The sequence below is a fragment of the Streptomyces sp. NPDC102490 genome (assembly GCF_044765285.1).
Taxonomy (GTDB): Bacteria; Actinomycetota; Actinomycetes; order Streptomycetales; family Streptomycetaceae; genus Streptomyces.
This window is the reverse complement of the sequence record NZ_JBIWJU010000008.1, coordinates 29,287-43,293: the sequence shown is the minus strand read 5'-3', so window position 1 is coordinate 43,293 and position 14,007 is coordinate 29,287. Positions and strand designations below refer to the sequence as shown.

Sequence of the window (14,007 nt, the reverse complement as noted above, 5' to 3'; positions counted from 1 at the left end):
GGCCCTACGCGATGATGTTGCATGGGAGCAGGAATGGTTTCGAGGTCAACTGCGTCTCGGCCTTCAGCTGGTGGACGCCCAAGAACTCCACCAAGCCCCACAACACTCCGCCCGCCACGGCGACCGCAGCCAGGAAAACCAGGGAGAGAACGCGTCCGACAGGCCACAACTGCAGCACCCGCCGCCATTGGGCACGCGTGGTGGACCACCACGCCGACGCGCTGCAGGACCTGTTCAGGCCGGTCACGGTGGCGGTCGTCGCGCTCATCACCTTCCGCGACGGTCTCCGCACCCGGCTGCGCGAGGCCGGTCTGACCGGCATCCCACTGCTCGTGCCAGGCACCGCGATGATCGCCGCGTACCTCACCGCCGAGCAGGAGTCGGGGCGTCTGGCCGGTGGCGCCGACATCGACACGCTCGCCCCCCACCCTCGTCGGGGCCGGACACCTGCTGTTCGCCGCCGACCGGACAAGCGCCCCACCGCAGAGGGCCGGCGTCCGCAAGACGGTGACCACCGTCATCGCCGGAGCCTTGCGACCACCCCAGTCGTGACTTCAGCGCCCAGGTCGCAAGTACCCGGCTGCTGGAGCCGGGTGCGGGTAAGCCGGATCACCAGCCGCATGGGGACGGCGCGGGTCCTCGCCGAACCGGTCGGCATCCGTTTGTATCAGCCTGCGCTGATTGTCGCCCGGCCTGAGGCGAGGATCGGCAGGTGCCGGCGGTGCCGCGGCTTGACGTCCACGACCAGTGGACCGTCCTTCTCGCGCAGCACGAGGCAGTCGACGTGGTCCGGCCTGGTGGAAGACCAGCGTGTGCCGGAGTGGTGCTTCTGCCCGTCGCGCCAGCGGCATGCCCCACCTCCGAGCAGCCAGAGCGAGGCGCAGCGCTCCCGGCCTCGACCAGCTGCGACGTCTCCACGACCGAGCCGAAGAGGACCGCTGCACAGAACGGGACCGGGAACAGCACTACGACGGCCTGTCAGTCGGTGTGGTGCGAGGCCTGCTCCGGATCCACGGGTGACACGGGGTGCGGGACGCCGGAAGGCTGGGCGGGGCAGGGCGAGGAGGCGGGTGCCGCGGCCGTGGGGCTGTCCAGATGGCGCAGCGCCGGTACGGCGAGGAGGAGCAGGGAGACTCCGCACCACGCGACGGCAAGTGCTACGCCCGTCTCACGGAGCCCGGCCCATTCCACCACCAAGCCGGCGAACAGAGTACTCAGCGGGACAGCTGTCATGGAGACGGCATTCTGCAGACCGAGGACGCGGCCCCGGACGTCCTCCGGGATGCGTTCGGTGACCAGGACCAGGAAGAGCGCGGGCAGCGGGCCCGCACCGATGCCGGCGAGGACCGCACAGGGTACGAGCAGCGGTACCGGCGGGAGCAGGGCGAGCCCGGCCACTCCGACCATCGACACCAGCTGGGAACCGACGAAGACGGTGCGGCGAGGGAGTTTCGCACCGATCGCCGCGTACACACCGGCGCCCGCGATGCCGCCCAGGGCGAGGCAGGACACGACCAGGCCGAAGCCGCCCGGCGAGTTCTCGCCGACCAGGTACACGGGGAGCACAAGGTTCTGGAGAGGTGCGAGGACCGCGATGCTCGCGGCCGACACCAGGGTGATCGTGCCGAGGGTGCGGTCGTCACGCAGCACGCCGAAGCCGCGGCGGACATCGGCCCACGGGCCGGATGCCGCCTCGGTGCTCGGCGTCGGGCGGCGACCGAGCTGCTTGGGCAGGGTGAGGGTGACCAGCCCGGCGAGGGCTGAGCAGGCGGCGGTGACCCACAGCACCGTACCGGGGTCGACCAGGAGGATCAGGCCACCGGCCGCCGCCGGGGCGAGGATCACCACGCCGCCGCCCACGCTCTCGCGCAGGCCCGCGATGCGGGACATGTCCATTCCGGTGGCCTCGGCCACGTCGGGGGCCAGGGCTTCGCGGGCGGTCATGCCGGGAACGTCAATGAAAGCCCCGGCCACTCCGAGGACGACGAACCAGGCGAGAGTCAGCCCGGTCAGGCCGTCGACGACGGGGAGCGCCGCGACACAGACGGCGGAGGCGAGGTCGGCACAGACGGAGAGGCGCCGGCGGCCGAACCGGTCGATGAACACGCCGCCGATGATGGCGGAAAGCAGCATCGGTACAGCGCTGGCAGCGGCCACCAGGCCGACGGCCGCCGCGTCACCGGTGCGCTGGAGCACCAGCCAGGGGAGGGCGATGCTCGCCACGGTGTTGCCCAGCAAGGACAGGCCGTGCGAGAGGAGATATGCGATCAGCATGGATCAATTCTGGTGAATCGACTGCAACCGGTCGGACCTCGGTCGGCGGGCGAGACGCCGCCGCTACGGGGTACGCCCGGTGACAGGCGGGATGGGATGAGGCGGACTCGTGGCGAGGGGTGGTCGAGTTCGGGTTTCTTCTCCTTCAGGTCTGCTTCTTCGTACCGAAGGAGTGGCGTGAGAGGTGACCGACACTGCCAAGTACCGGCAGACGCGCCATGATCTGAGTGTCGATCAGCATCCGGGCCCGCAGTCGTGGAGGAAGTCCGCGCAGGTCGACGCCTTTGGCGCTCCCGTACGCGCTGACCGAGCCGACGAGACGCAACCCCGGGACCTGGTGGGCGAGTTCGCTCGGATGATCGATGCCCCAGGCGAGTTGGGCGCCGGTGCGGCGGAAGAGGGCGAAGCGGCGGGTGGAGCCGACGGCGAATCGCGAGTAGGTGTCGAGGACGAGTTCGCCATACGGGAGGCGGGCGACGACCTGGCGCAGCATGCGCGGTCCGTCCTCGGCCTTCAGATACATCGACAGGCCCTCGGCGACGACCAGGACCGGGTGCTCCGTCGGGATCTGCTCGGGCCAGTCCCGATCGGTGACGGAGGCGGCGATGGTATGTCGGCGCGGATGGGCGGGGTGCACCCTCCGGTGGAGGTCCATGACCTCCGACTGGTCGAGGTCATACCAGTGGACGTCCGGGCCCGGGGCGAGGCGGCCGAAGCGATCGTCGAGTCCGCAGCCGAGGTGGAGCACGGTGGCCGTGCCGTGTGCCGCGAGGAAGCGCCGCACCTGACGGTCGAACCAGAGGGTGCGCAGAGCGACCCCCACGGCGTTGGTCTCGTTGATTCCCAGCCGGCCGAAGTCGTAGTCGATGCGCGCCACCAAGTCGGCCGCAGCGCGGTCACCGAGGAGGGGATGCAGGGAGCGGGCGTCGAGCGCCCGCGCATAGAGAGGGGCAAGCAGTGTCTCGGCCGCGCCGGTCAGGGTGGGCCGTAAGGGACCCGTCGCTCCCTCGTCGGCACCCCCCGCGGCCTGCCGTAACCCGTGGATCGGCTCGGTCACGCGCTCTCCTCATTCCTCATGGACGGCTCCATGGCGAGTGGCGGAAAAATTCGCACCGGAAGCAAGGGTAAAGAGATTTCCTAGGTTCGTCAGCCGGAGCACCCTATGGGGCGCAACTGGCTGCCGCAACCACGTTTCACCCTCGCGCGCGCAGCGCGAAACCTCCATCGAGCCTCGTGCGGATCACTCTGACCTGCGAGGAAGGCGAGAACGACGGATGCTCTCCCCGGCCGGGAAGCTCGCGCTCTCTTCACGTTTTCTTTACAATCGCGGACTCCTCGCTGGGGCTGGTTTCAGCCGAAGCTTTGCCAGTGCTTTTGATCCTGTTGACTCATGAGGGCGAAACAAGTGAACCTTTCGAGGTGACTCCGCAGTCGGTGCTCGAGGGGGATTCCGTGTCCGCTACCCAAAAGGCCGCATTGGTTTCCATGCCGTGGAACAGTGTCGTACGTCCCTCGATTCAGGTGGGAATTCTCCGGTCGATCGCCGAAGCTGAGGGCTGGCAGGTCAAGGCGCATTACGCTTACCTCGACTTCTACGGTCTCGCCCGCTCGGAACTGGGCCTTTCCAGCGAAATCTGGGCCGACGCCTACGAAACCGTTTCGGAGAAGCTCTACCACTTAGCGGCCGGCGACTGGATCTTCGCCCAGCGGCATGCCGACGCCGCACAACGTGACGCCTATTTCACGGTACTGCGCGACCATCGGGCGGACGCGAACACGATCGAGCTGATCGATTCCCTGCGGGAGGTGGCGGAGACGCACGTGGAGCGAACGGCCCGCACGCTTATGGAGGACGCCCCCTCCGTCATCGGCTTCACCTCCATGTTCAGTCAGAACGGGCCGACGTTGGCGGTGGCCGAGCGGTTGCGTGAGCATGGCTATCGCGGGGTGATCGTGATGGGGGGCAGCAACTGCGAGGGCTCCATGGGCCGCACGCTCCTGGCCCACCATCCGGCGGTGGACGCGGTGGTGGACGGCCCCGGGGAGGACGCCTTCACGTCCCTTCTGCGGCATACCGCAGCGGGCACGCCCGTGCCCAGCCACGGACGTCTTCGCTCCCGGAACGGTCCCGCCGCCCCACCCGCCGCGGAACCCCGTCCGGACCGGCCACTGACCGTCCCCACACCCAACTACGACGGATTCTTCGATCAGTTGCACACAGCGGGCCTGGCCGACCTCGAACCCGACATCACCCTTCCCGTCGAGTTCTCCCGGGGCTGCTGGTGGGGCGCCAAGACACACTGCACCTTCTGCGGCCTGAACGGGGCCACCATGAACTACCGCAGCAAACATCCCGACACCGTCGCCGATGAGCTGCAGCACCTCATGAACCGTTACGGTGTCCTGGACTTCTTCGCCGTCGACAACATCCTCGACCTCAAATACCTCGACACGGCACTGCCGCTCATCGAGAAACTCGACACCGACCACTCCCTCTTCTTCGAAGTCAAGGCCAACATGGAATGGGCCGACATCCGCGCCATGCGCCGGGCCGGCATCCGCTCCGTCCAGCCAGGCATCGAAAGCCTCAGCACCGAAGGCCTCCGCCACCTCAAAAAGGGCGCCACCGCCTACCAGAACATCCGCTTCCTCCTCGGCTGCGCCGAATACGGAGTACTGCCGGTGTGGAACATCCTCACCGGCTACCCGAACGAGACCCCCGAGTCGATCACCGCCCAGCTGGACGCCGTCGCCTCGTTGACCCACCTCACGCCGCCGCACATCACTCTGATCCGCTTCGACCGGTTCAGCCCGTACGTGGAACATCCAGAGCGCTACGGCCTGTCCCTGACACGACCGCTGCCCGGATATCACCATGTTTATCCATATCTTTCCCCCGACGACCTCTGGAACATCGCGTACCACTTCGAGGGAGAGTTCGCCGACGCCGCCGACAACGCTCCTGTCCGGCGGCGGCTCGCGGCCCGTATCCGGCTCTGGCGCGGGCACCACGAAGAGGCCTCGTTCACGTACCGGCTGGGCTTCGACTCCGTCATCCTCACCGACCAGCGCCCCGGCCTGCCCGGCGGCGACACCCACCTGACAGGGGACGACGCCCGGCTCTACCGAGCCGTCATCGGCGGAACCCGCCATCGCGACCTCCAGGAGCTCGGCTGGCAGGGGGAATGCTGGGAACAGGCCCTGGAAACGCTGCGCGACTGGCAGCGTCGCCGATGGGTGTACGCGGAAGGCACCAAGGTCATCGCCCTGGCTACCAGGGCCGTGCCCTCCGCCTACCGCACCCCGCCGGTCAAGGGCACTCCCCGGCGGCCCCGCACCCCCGTGCCACTCACGCTCACCACCCGACCGTAGGGAGGTGTCGGCACCGCGCGAGGGGCCCGTGCGCCACCACATCAGGCCGGCCCGCAGGGCGGGCGGCACGTGACAAGAAGGACCCGACACGACAGTCCGGAACGAACCGACGAAAGGAACACCCTCATGGGACCCGTGGTCGTATTCGACTGCATGACAGCGGACTTCCTCAACGACGACCCCAACAACGCGGAGCTCAGCGCCCTCGAACTCGAGGAGCTGGAGTCGTGGGGCGTCTGGTCCGAGGACAACCAGTCCGTCTGACGTCCGTGACCGGGACCGGCGACGGCCACGCCGAACACACAAGGACGGGCACCGCTGCCCGTGACCTGCGGCCATCGGCCCGCCCCGGACGCTGACACCGCCGATTCGGACCACCACAGAGGGCGAGAGGTGAGCATGTCGAGGTCGTCGGCCGTCCGGTGCGAGCTGAGTGAGGTCTCCTACCGCGCATGGCCGGCCGCGGAGACCATGACCGTGCGGTGCAGGATTCGGACCGCACGGGGCTCCGCGACCGCCGACGGCTACGGCACCGCCGCCGAGGAGCCCCTGGCCCGGAGGAAGGCTCTCTCCGAGGCCGTGGAGCGCCTGGTGGCGTGCTCGCCTCTCGCCCAGGTGGTCCGCCCGCCGAGCCCCGTCGGCGGCACCCTTCCTGGTTTCGCCGACGGGCACTCTGGAGTCCGCACCGCTCCCCCCGGCTGCCTGACCCGCCGGTACAGCGCTCCGGCGAGCGGCCCGGACCGCCGGATACCGCTGTTCTGGTCATCTCCCTGGGTGGCCGGCGAGGAGCTGAGGGCGGGCGTGCTGCGCGCAGCAGATGCCCGCCTGTCCAGCACGATCGGATGGGCGGCAGCGCCCGACCCGGAGGCCGCCTTGACCGGGGCCCTGCTGGAACTGACGGAGTCCGTCGACTACGGCGTCTTCCTCTACCGCAGGCTGGCCGGTCCCCCGCGCCGTGCCCTCGCGCCCGGTGCGGCCGGGAAGGCCGGGCCCGATCCGGAGCTCGTGACGCTTGCCGGTGTGACGCGCACCCCAACCGTGCTCGCCGTGGCCCGGCACGCGAATCGGCTGATGCCGGCCACCGGGCTCGGCAGCGGGCACACCCTCGCGCAAGCGCAGGAGCGCGCTCTGCTCGAACTCGCGCAGGCCGAGACCATGTGGCGGTTGAACCCGACCGCCGAGTCCGCCGAACGGCAGTTCATGCGCCGCTTCGAGCGCTGGCCGGCGCTCAGGCGGTGTGTGGCTCTGGACTTCGACCTCAACGGCCCCGGCCCGGCCCCCGCCGTGGCCGCTGCCCCGGGCCCGAACCCGACCGCCCCCTTGTCCCCGCTGGAGGAGTTGTCCGCCCGCTCCCTCCGCGTCTGGGCCGATCGCGGCACCGTCGACCTTCTCGGCCCCGATCTCCCGCCGACCCGGCTCTCCCTCGCCCACGTGGTGACGGAGCCCCAGCCGCTGCTGGGCCTGGTCCGCGCAGGCATACCCGTGTTCGACACGGAAGAAGTGAGGAGAACCCTTGCCCCCCATAGCCCAGCACGAGCTGCTGACCGACGCGATCCTGGACGGAACCCGCAAGGACGACGTACCGCCTGAGCGTGAGACACCCCTGGGCAAAGCCCTGGCCACGGTCGGCGACTGGCTGACCGCGCAGCGGTTGACGGCGGACATCCACAAGTACGGGATCGACACCGCTCCCACCTACGAGGTGCGCCTGACCGACGCCGACGGCGCCCTGTGCTCGCGCAGCTCCGGCAAGGGCCTCGGCCACCGCAGCCTGGCCAGCGCTCTGTTCGAGAGCGCCGAGCACTACCACTTGGACTGGCGGCGCGACCACCGCGCCGACGAGACCCAGTTCCTGCCCGCAGCCGCCATCGCCGAGCAGCCCACCGCGCGGCCGTCCGCACTGCTGCGGCGGCTCGCCGGCATCGCGCCCAAGGCTCCGGTACTCACCCGTAGCTACCGTCCGGTCTCCGAGGCTCTCGGCCTCGGGGCCGCCGGTGCGGGGGACAACGGTGCGTCCCCGCCCGGGGCACCCGCACCCCATCACCACCCGGTCTTCCTGCGGGACGGCGGCTACCGCAACTGGCCGCACCCTGAGGACAGCGGCGCCTTCGCACCGCTGTGGCACTACACCTCCAGCGCCGGGTACGCCGCCGGGGCCACCCTGCACGAGGCTTTGCTGCACGCCGTCAACGAGGCGATCGAACGCGATGCATGGTCCTGCCTGCTCGCCTCCTGCTACTTCAGGCCACCGGAGACCGGTCCCGCCCTGCCCGTCGTCGACCCCGCCGCACTCCCCGCCGAACTCCGGGAGCTGACCGCCGAGGTGGAGCGCGCGTGCGGGGGCAGACTGCTGATCGTCTCCCTCACCGCTGACACCCGGGTGCCCGCCTACCTGGTATGCGACGCCACCGCCGACGAGCCGGTCCGGCTGGTCGGCAGCGGCGCCTCGCCGGACCCCGTGTACGCCCTGCACCGCGCCCTCCTGGAATACCTCCAGGTCCGCACCATGTACCGGCACGGCCCGGTGGACGCGGCGCGTGAGTCGGAGCAGATCGCACGGGCCCTGACCCGCTGGCCCCGCCATCTGGCCGCTGCCCGGTTCGACGTCCGCGCCCTGCCCCACCGGACCGTCCCCTTCGAGACGGCGGACGGGCTGCCCGCCACCGCCGCCCCCGAGGACCTGCTGCGCAGGCTGGTGCGGCGGCTCCAAGCGGTGGGAGTCGAGCCGCACTTCCGGATCCTGACCGAGCCGGGCGCCGTGACCGTGGTCGACGTGGTCGTCTGCGGGCTCGAGATGCTGGACAAGGCGCGGGCCGGCTACCCGGTTCTGCCCACCGGCCGACTCGACGCGAGGCTGCGCCCCCAGGGAAGTGATCCGCGGTGAGGCTCGCGCTGATCGCACCGCCGTGGAACAGCCTGTACCGCCCGTCCATCCAGATCGCGACCCTGGCGGCCCTGGCCGACCACTCTCCGGGCGACCCCGTCACGCCCGTGTACGGGTACCTGGACTGGTCGCAGTACGCCGTGGAGACCCTGGGCTGGGTGCCGGCGGAGTTCATCACCGTCTACGACACCATCGGCGAGGAGCTGTACGGGCTCGGGGTCGGCGACTGGATCTTCGGCGGTCCCGCGCGGCAGGTGGAGACCGGGGCCGACGCGCCCGACCCGGAGACGGCTGAGGAGCGCGCGTGCGTCACGTACGCGGCTTTTCTGCAGGAGAAGGGCGTTGCGGACAACCTCGTACGACAGGTGCTCGCGCTGCGCGCGACAGCCCCCGCCTTCGTGTCGGGCTTCGTCGGCCGGCTGCTCGCCCTGGACGCGGAGATGTACGGATTCACCACCTCCTTCAGCCAGTTGGGTCCCGCCCTTGCCGTGGCGCAGGCCCTCAAGGCACGCGCTCCCGAGCGCCTGATCGTGCTCGGCGGCGCCAACTGTGACCGCCCGATGGGGCAGGCCGTCATGGCGGCGTATCCGTTCGTGGACGCCGTGGTGCAGGGCGAGGGCGAGGCCGCCGTGACCGCGCTTCGGGAGGCACGGGACACCGCCGACCTGGCGGCGGTCCCGGGCCTCGCGCTGCGCACGGAGGGGGAGATCCGGGTCGCGCTGCCGGTGGTGCAGTCTGCGTCGTCCGCCCCGGTTCCCCGCTACGAGGAGTACTTCGAGCGGTTGCGGGACCTGCCGTGGGCCGATCTGATCGCTCCACACGTGGCGCTGCCGTTCCAGATGTCGCGAGGCTGCTGGTGGGGAGAGAAGCTGCAGTGCACCTTCTGCGGGGAGAACGGCAGCGGGATGGTCTACCGCAGCAAGCCCGGGCGGCAGCTGACCCAGACGCTGCGCGAACTCACCGAGAAGCACGGGGTGTTCGATACCTACGCGGTGGACACGATCCTCGCCCGGCGAGACAACGGCCTGGCCGCGCTCGCCGCCGCCGAGGTCGACGTGACCACGTTCTTCGAGGTGAAAGCGAACCTCGGGCCGCGCGAGGTCGGCGAGATGCGGGCGGCCGGGGTGACCATGGTGCAACCCGGGATCGAGAGCCTGAGCAGCGGGGCGCTGAAGCTGCTCCGCAAGGGCGCGACCGCCTACCACAACCTGCGTTTCCTGATCCTCTGCCACGAGCTGGGCATCGACGCGCAGTGGAACCTGCTGTCCGCGATGCCCATGGAGACCCCGCAGATGCTGAAGGAACAGCTGGCGCTGCTTCCGTTCATCACGCACCTGGCGCCGCCGTCGACGGTCAGCAAAGTACGCGTGGACCGCTACAGCCCGTACTTCGAGAATCCCGACGAGTTCCGGATCGTGCTGCGCGGCCCTGAACCCAAGTACCGGTTCATCCACGCCGATCCGGCCCTGGACCGGACCGCGCTCGCGTATTCCTTCGACCACGCGGAGACCGACGAAAGGCCGGACGCCGACGAGATGCTGGCCCTGCGCCGCAGGCTCGGCGCGCGGGTGGGGCTGTGGAAGAAGCTCCACCACCAGTCCCGGTTCGCCTACCGGTTCGGACCGGACCTGACCGTGCTGCACGACCACCGCCCGCAGGTGGGCGCCGGTCGTCACGTGCTGCGCGGGGCCGCCGACCGATTGTTCCGCGAGCTGGTGCACGGCGGGCGGGTGGACCAGGCCGTCGAGCGGGTGGTCCAGATGACGGACCGGCCGGAGGCGGAACTCCGTGCCGAGCTGCGCGCCTGGGGCAAGAGGGGCTGGGTTCACTTCGAGGCACGGCGCGGTCTGGTGCTGGCCACCCGGGACAGCATGCGCGACGAGCTGGGGCGCGCGGCCTACCTGGGAGTCACAGGCCCTGACCGCGACGTGGCCACCGAGCCGCCCGTCGAGGCAGGGGTGGGAGGTGCCCGTGCGGAGCAGTGAGTGTTTCGCCGTGGTCGCCGCGGACGGCACGCGGATCGTTGCCGAGCGGTGGCCAGGACCGGGCCCGGCGGTGGTTCTGGTGCACGGGGTGGCCATGGACCGGCGGGTCTGGAGCGACTCCGGCTTTCTCGCGGCCCTCCCCGCCGACGCGGACGTGACCGCTGTGGACCTGCGCGGGCGCGGCGAGAGCGACCCGGTCGGCACCGCCGAAGCGCATGCCCCCGACCGGTACACGGCGGATCTGCGGGCCGTGCTGGACCACCTCGGACGGGACCGGTACACCCTGCTCGGCCTGTACTTCGGGGGCCGGGTGGCCCTGTGGACGGCCGGCGAGGACTCCCGGGTCGCCAGGGCGGTGTCCTTCTGCGCGCACGCGGAGGAGGTCGTGATCCCCACTGACGCGGTGGAGGAGGAGGCCAGGGCGGTCGAGGGGCCGGACGGCCACGCGTATCTGCGGGAGAACTTCCTCGCCAAGGGAGCCCCTGCCTGGATGGTCGACGCCTGTGACCGGGTAGGCCGACGGGAACTCGGCGCTGCGACCCGGGGCCTGCTGCACGGCGCGGAACGGGCGGTCGAGCGTGGCACCCCGGAACAGGAACTGGTCCTCGTCACCGCCTCAGGAGACCCGGACCTCGACCCGTTCCGAGCGGGCGAGAAAAGGATCGGGGCGCGGCTGTGGCTGCTCGACGCCCCCACTCGGGTCCGGGCCGCGGCCCGGCTGCCGGAGGTGGCGCGAGAACTGGTCCCGGGGACGGAGAAGGGGATGGGGGCGGCGTGAGCGGCGAACTGGAAGAAGCGCAGTGGCGGTACCGGCGCGATCTGCTGCCGGACGGCGACCCTCTCGTCGCCGCACTGGAGGAATTCGCGGACCGGGAACGCACTCACACCATCCGGGAGGTGCGGCGGATCGATCCGGTGACCGGTGAGCCGGGACCGGTGGAAGATCTGACCGTGGCCAATGGTACCTACACGGCCCGGCCTTCGCCCCGCACGGAGCCACGCACAGGTCCCCGCACCCCCGAGCAGCAGCGGCCGTGCTCCTGGTACGCGGTGTCGGGCTTCGTCGACGCGCACGCACATGTGTCCTCGCTGGCCGACCTGGTGGGCCTGCTGGTGCACGGGGTGACGGGCTGTCGACAGCTGTGGGGAGAGCCCGCACACCTGCTGGCCGACGGCGCCCGTCGGGCCAGGCACGTGGTGCTGCCCCGCCTGTGGATCACGGCCGGGGTGGTCGACGGGCCGTCCACCCGGCTGCCCGAGGTGGTGACCGTGGTGGACGACGAGCGGGCGGTTCGCCGGGTCATCGAGGAGGCTGTCGCATTCGGCTACGACGGGGTGAAGGTCTACGACGACGTGGAACCGGCCGCCTTTGAGGGGCTGTTGCGCGGGGCCTCCCGGGCGGGCGTACTGCTGGTGGGTCACGCCCCGCAGAGGGTGCCGTTCACAACGGCCGCGCGCGGGATGCGGACGAGCGAGCACCTGTACGGGGCGGTGCCCAACGTGTTCCGGCTGCCGGCGGACCGGCGGTGGCCGGCCCTGGCGGACGCCCTCGCGGGCACCGGGGTCGCGGACAGGGCGGCGTCCCTCGGCGAGGCGCTGGCCGGGTCCGGCCGGACCCGGCACCTGATCTGCCCGACGCTGGTGTGCTGGCGGGCGCGCAGCGGCGAACGCGCCCGCACTCGGCCCTCACGGGCGGCGCTGGCCGCGGCGACGCCGAACCGGCGACGGGCCTGGCAGCACGCGGCGCGGGAGGCGTTGCGACTCGACCCGTCCGAGGCGCGGAGCCGCAGCGGGAGCGTGGACCGGCTCGGCGAGCTGGTGGCACGGACCGAGAACGTGGCGGGCCGGCTCCTGGTGGGGACGGACTGCGGCAACCCGTTCGTGCTGGCAGGGCCGTCCTTCCACAAGGAGCTTGCCGAACTGGAGCGGGCCGGCCTTGGCTTCCCTGCCCTGCTGCGGGCGGCGACGGTCAACGCGTACCGGGCGATGGCACCGCAGTCGTCCGCGACAGCGGGCGCCGCGCCCTCGTCCTCGCCGGATTTGGTCCTCTACCGCCGGCCGCCGGCCGGGCGCGTGGCTGGCCTTGCCCGGCCGGACGCGGTGCTGATCGACGGTGTCCTTCTGGACGAGGCGGATCTGGACCGACTGTGGGCCCTGCGCCTTGCCGGTTCGGGCCTTGACACCTCGGTCTGGCCACGTGGCGAACTCGATCCGCCGACGTCCGGCGATCGACCGACGAAGGAGGCAGTTGCTCTTGCTGGCCGAGGAATTTCCTGAACACACGGCGCCGCCCAAGCGCCCGGGGTCGGATCCTGCACAGGACGCCGAGGCCGGGTCCTGCCCGGCCTCGGTGGACTTCGACTTCTTCAACGCGCCGGAGGAATACCGACGGGTGGCCGCCGCGCACGCCCGGGACGGCGCCTTCCACAGCGATCGGGGCCCGGGCTTCTGGGTGCTCGCGTCGTACGACGGGATCTGCGAGGCGTTCCGCGACGAGGACGCGTTCACGGTCGGGCGCGTCAGCGCGGCCGAAGGCGCCGACGAGGAGCGGTGGATCCCGCTGACCGTGGAAGGCGGCGAGCACACCGAGTGGCGGCGCCGCCTCGCGTCCTGGTTCACGCCGCAGCGGGTGCGAGAGCTGACACCCGGGATGCGGCAGCGGGCTCGGCTGCGGATCGAGGAACTGGCCGGGCACGGCGGGGCTTCGTTCAACGAGGACTTCGCCCGTCCGTACGTCCTGGAGAACCTGATGACGGCTCTGGGCTGGCCGCCGGAGCGGCTGGAGCTGCTCCTCGCCATCGACCGGGCGATGATCGATTCCCGGTCGGAGCCGGACCCGAAGCAGGCCGCGTACGGGGAGTCGGGGCTGCCCGCGCTGGAGCGGTTCGCGCGAGAACACATCGCGCTGCGACGGGCCGAGCCGGCCGGGGACCTGACGACGGCGAGCCTGTCGTGGACGATCGGCGGCGAGCCGGTCGGCGATGACGACCGGGCATCGTTGCTGTGTGTGCTGTTCCTGGCCGGCGTGGACTCCACCGTGAACCATCTGGCCAACGCGATGCAGCACTTCGCCTACCACGAGCGGGACCGGGAGCGGTTCCTGGCCGATCGGGAGATCCGGTCGGCCGCCGTGGAAGAGTTCCTGCGGATCAATTCCTGCATGTATCCGGGCCGGATGGCGGCGCGGGCCGGTGCAGGCGGAATAGCGGACCGGGGCGAGACGGTGCTGCTGCCGTTGGCGCTGGCCAATCATGATCCAGCCGTGTTCGCGCACCCGGAGCGGGTGGACTTCGACCGGGAGCGCAATCCGCACATCGCGTTCGGCACCGGAGCCCACCAGTGCCTGGGAGCCGCGTTCGCCCGAGCGCAGATCCTGACGGCGCTTGAGGAGTGGCACCGGGTGCTGCCCCGGTACGAGGTCCCGGCGCAGCTGCGGGAAGACCCTCCGCCCTTCCTGCGCAACTCCTACGATCTGCGGTTGGTGTGGTGAGG

The 14,007-nt window shown here is 70.8% G+C and carries 11 protein-coding genes and 1 pseudogene; 9 read left to right on the top strand and 3 right to left on the bottom strand.

Annotated features, from left to right (window positions below):
- Nucleotides 1–4: 4 nt before the first annotated feature.
- Nucleotides 5–268, bottom strand: a complete 264-nt coding sequence (locus ACIRGB_RS19300; protein ID WP_403867196.1) for a hypothetical protein — start codon at nucleotides 266–268, stop codon at nucleotides 5–7.
- On the opposite strand from ACIRGB_RS19300, the pseudogene ACIRGB_RS19295 reads away from it, so the two are divergent.
- Nucleotides 198–552, top strand: a pseudogene (locus tag ACIRGB_RS19295) (TetR/AcrR family transcriptional regulator); the annotation flags it as partial. The gene ACIRGB_RS19300 and the pseudogene ACIRGB_RS19295 overlap by 71 nt on opposite strands.
- Nucleotides 553–978: 426 nt before the next feature.
- On the opposite strand, the gene ACIRGB_RS19290 reads toward ACIRGB_RS19295, so the two are convergent.
- Both ACIRGB_RS19290 and ACIRGB_RS19285 read right to left on the bottom strand, forming a co-directional pair.
- The gene (locus ACIRGB_RS19290; RefSeq protein ID WP_403866117.1) at nucleotides 979–2,274 is read right to left on the bottom strand and encodes an MFS transporter; all 1,296 of its coding nucleotides are present in this window, start codon (nucleotides 2,272–2,274) and stop codon (nucleotides 979–981) included.
- Nucleotides 2,275–2,419: 145 nt separating this feature from the next.
- Nucleotides 2,420–3,331, bottom strand: a complete 912-nt coding sequence (locus ACIRGB_RS19285) for a class I SAM-dependent methyltransferase (RefSeq protein ID WP_403866114.1) — start codon at nucleotides 3,329–3,331, stop codon at nucleotides 2,420–2,422.
- 428 nt (nucleotides 3,332–3,759) lie between these two features.
- Between ACIRGB_RS19285 and ACIRGB_RS19280 the strand changes: the two genes are divergently transcribed.
- The 8 genes from ACIRGB_RS19280 to ACIRGB_RS19245 all read left to right on the top strand — a co-directional run bounded on the left by ACIRGB_RS19280 (nucleotide 3,760) and on the right by ACIRGB_RS19245 (nucleotide 14,005).
- Nucleotides 3,760–5,646: a RiPP maturation radical SAM C-methyltransferase gene (locus ACIRGB_RS19280; protein WP_403867148.1), complete on the top strand. Its 1,887-nt coding sequence runs from the start codon at nucleotides 3,760–3,762 to the stop codon at nucleotides 5,644–5,646.
- Between the two features lie 126 nt (nucleotides 5,647–5,772).
- Nucleotides 5,773–5,910 (top strand): bottromycin family RiPP peptide, encoded by a 138-nt coding sequence (botA, locus tag ACIRGB_RS19275; RefSeq protein WP_403866111.1) that lies wholly within the window; start codon nucleotides 5,773–5,775, stop codon nucleotides 5,908–5,910.
- 135 nt (nucleotides 5,911–6,045) lie between these two features.
- Nucleotides 6,046–7,236 carry a YcaO-like family protein gene (locus ACIRGB_RS19270; protein ID WP_403866108.1) on the top strand — a complete coding sequence of 397 codons (1,191 nt, stop codon included), beginning with the start codon at nucleotides 6,046–6,048 and terminating at the stop codon, nucleotides 7,234–7,236.
- Entirely contained in the window at nucleotides 7,160–8,530 is a 1,371-nt protein-coding gene (locus ACIRGB_RS19265; protein WP_403866105.1) for a YcaO-like family protein, read from the top strand. The genes ACIRGB_RS19270 and ACIRGB_RS19265 overlap by 77 nt, the downstream gene beginning before the upstream one ends.
- Nucleotides 8,527–10,515 (top strand): RiPP maturation radical SAM C-methyltransferase, encoded by a 1,989-nt coding sequence (locus ACIRGB_RS19260; protein WP_403866102.1) that lies wholly within the window; start codon nucleotides 8,527–8,529, stop codon nucleotides 10,513–10,515. The genes ACIRGB_RS19265 and ACIRGB_RS19260 overlap by 4 nt, the downstream gene beginning before the upstream one ends.
- Nucleotides 10,502–11,293 carry an alpha/beta fold hydrolase gene (locus ACIRGB_RS19255; RefSeq protein WP_403866099.1) on the top strand — a complete coding sequence of 264 codons (792 nt, stop codon included), beginning with the start codon at nucleotides 10,502–10,504 and terminating at the stop codon, nucleotides 11,291–11,293. Before ACIRGB_RS19260 ends, ACIRGB_RS19255 begins: the two co-directional genes overlap by 14 nt.
- Nucleotides 11,290–12,792, top strand: coding sequence for an amidohydrolase (locus tag ACIRGB_RS19250; RefSeq protein ID WP_403866096.1), 1,503 nt, complete (start codon nucleotides 11,290–11,292; stop codon nucleotides 12,790–12,792). The genes ACIRGB_RS19255 and ACIRGB_RS19250 overlap by 4 nt, the downstream gene beginning before the upstream one ends.
- Nucleotides 12,770–14,005: a cytochrome P450 gene (locus ACIRGB_RS19245; protein ID WP_403866093.1), complete on the top strand. Its 1,236-nt coding sequence runs from the start codon at nucleotides 12,770–12,772 to the stop codon at nucleotides 14,003–14,005. The genes ACIRGB_RS19250 and ACIRGB_RS19245 overlap by 23 nt, the downstream gene beginning before the upstream one ends.
- Nucleotides 14,006–14,007: the final 2 nt, after the last annotated feature.

What these genes read in the sequence shown, in the direction of transcription:
- botA (WP_403866111.1), top strand. Translation starts at nt 5,773, where the DNA reads ATGGGACCCGTGGTCGTATTCGACTGCATGACAGCGGACTTCCTCAAC.
- ACIRGB_RS19280 (WP_403867148.1), top strand. Translation starts at nt 3,760, where the DNA reads ATGCCGTGGAACAGTGTCGTACGTCCCTCGATTCAGGTGGGAATTCTC.
- ACIRGB_RS19300 (WP_403867196.1), bottom strand. Translation starts at nt 268, where the DNA reads ATGAGCGCGACGACCGCCACCGTGACCGGCCTGAACAGGTCCTGCAGC.
- ACIRGB_RS19270 (WP_403866108.1), top strand. Translation starts at nt 6,046, where the DNA reads ATGTCGAGGTCGTCGGCCGTCCGGTGCGAGCTGAGTGAGGTCTCCTAC.
- ACIRGB_RS19290 (WP_403866117.1), bottom strand. Translation starts at nt 2,274, where the DNA reads ATGCTGATCGCATATCTCCTCTCGCACGGCCTGTCCTTGCTGGGCAAC.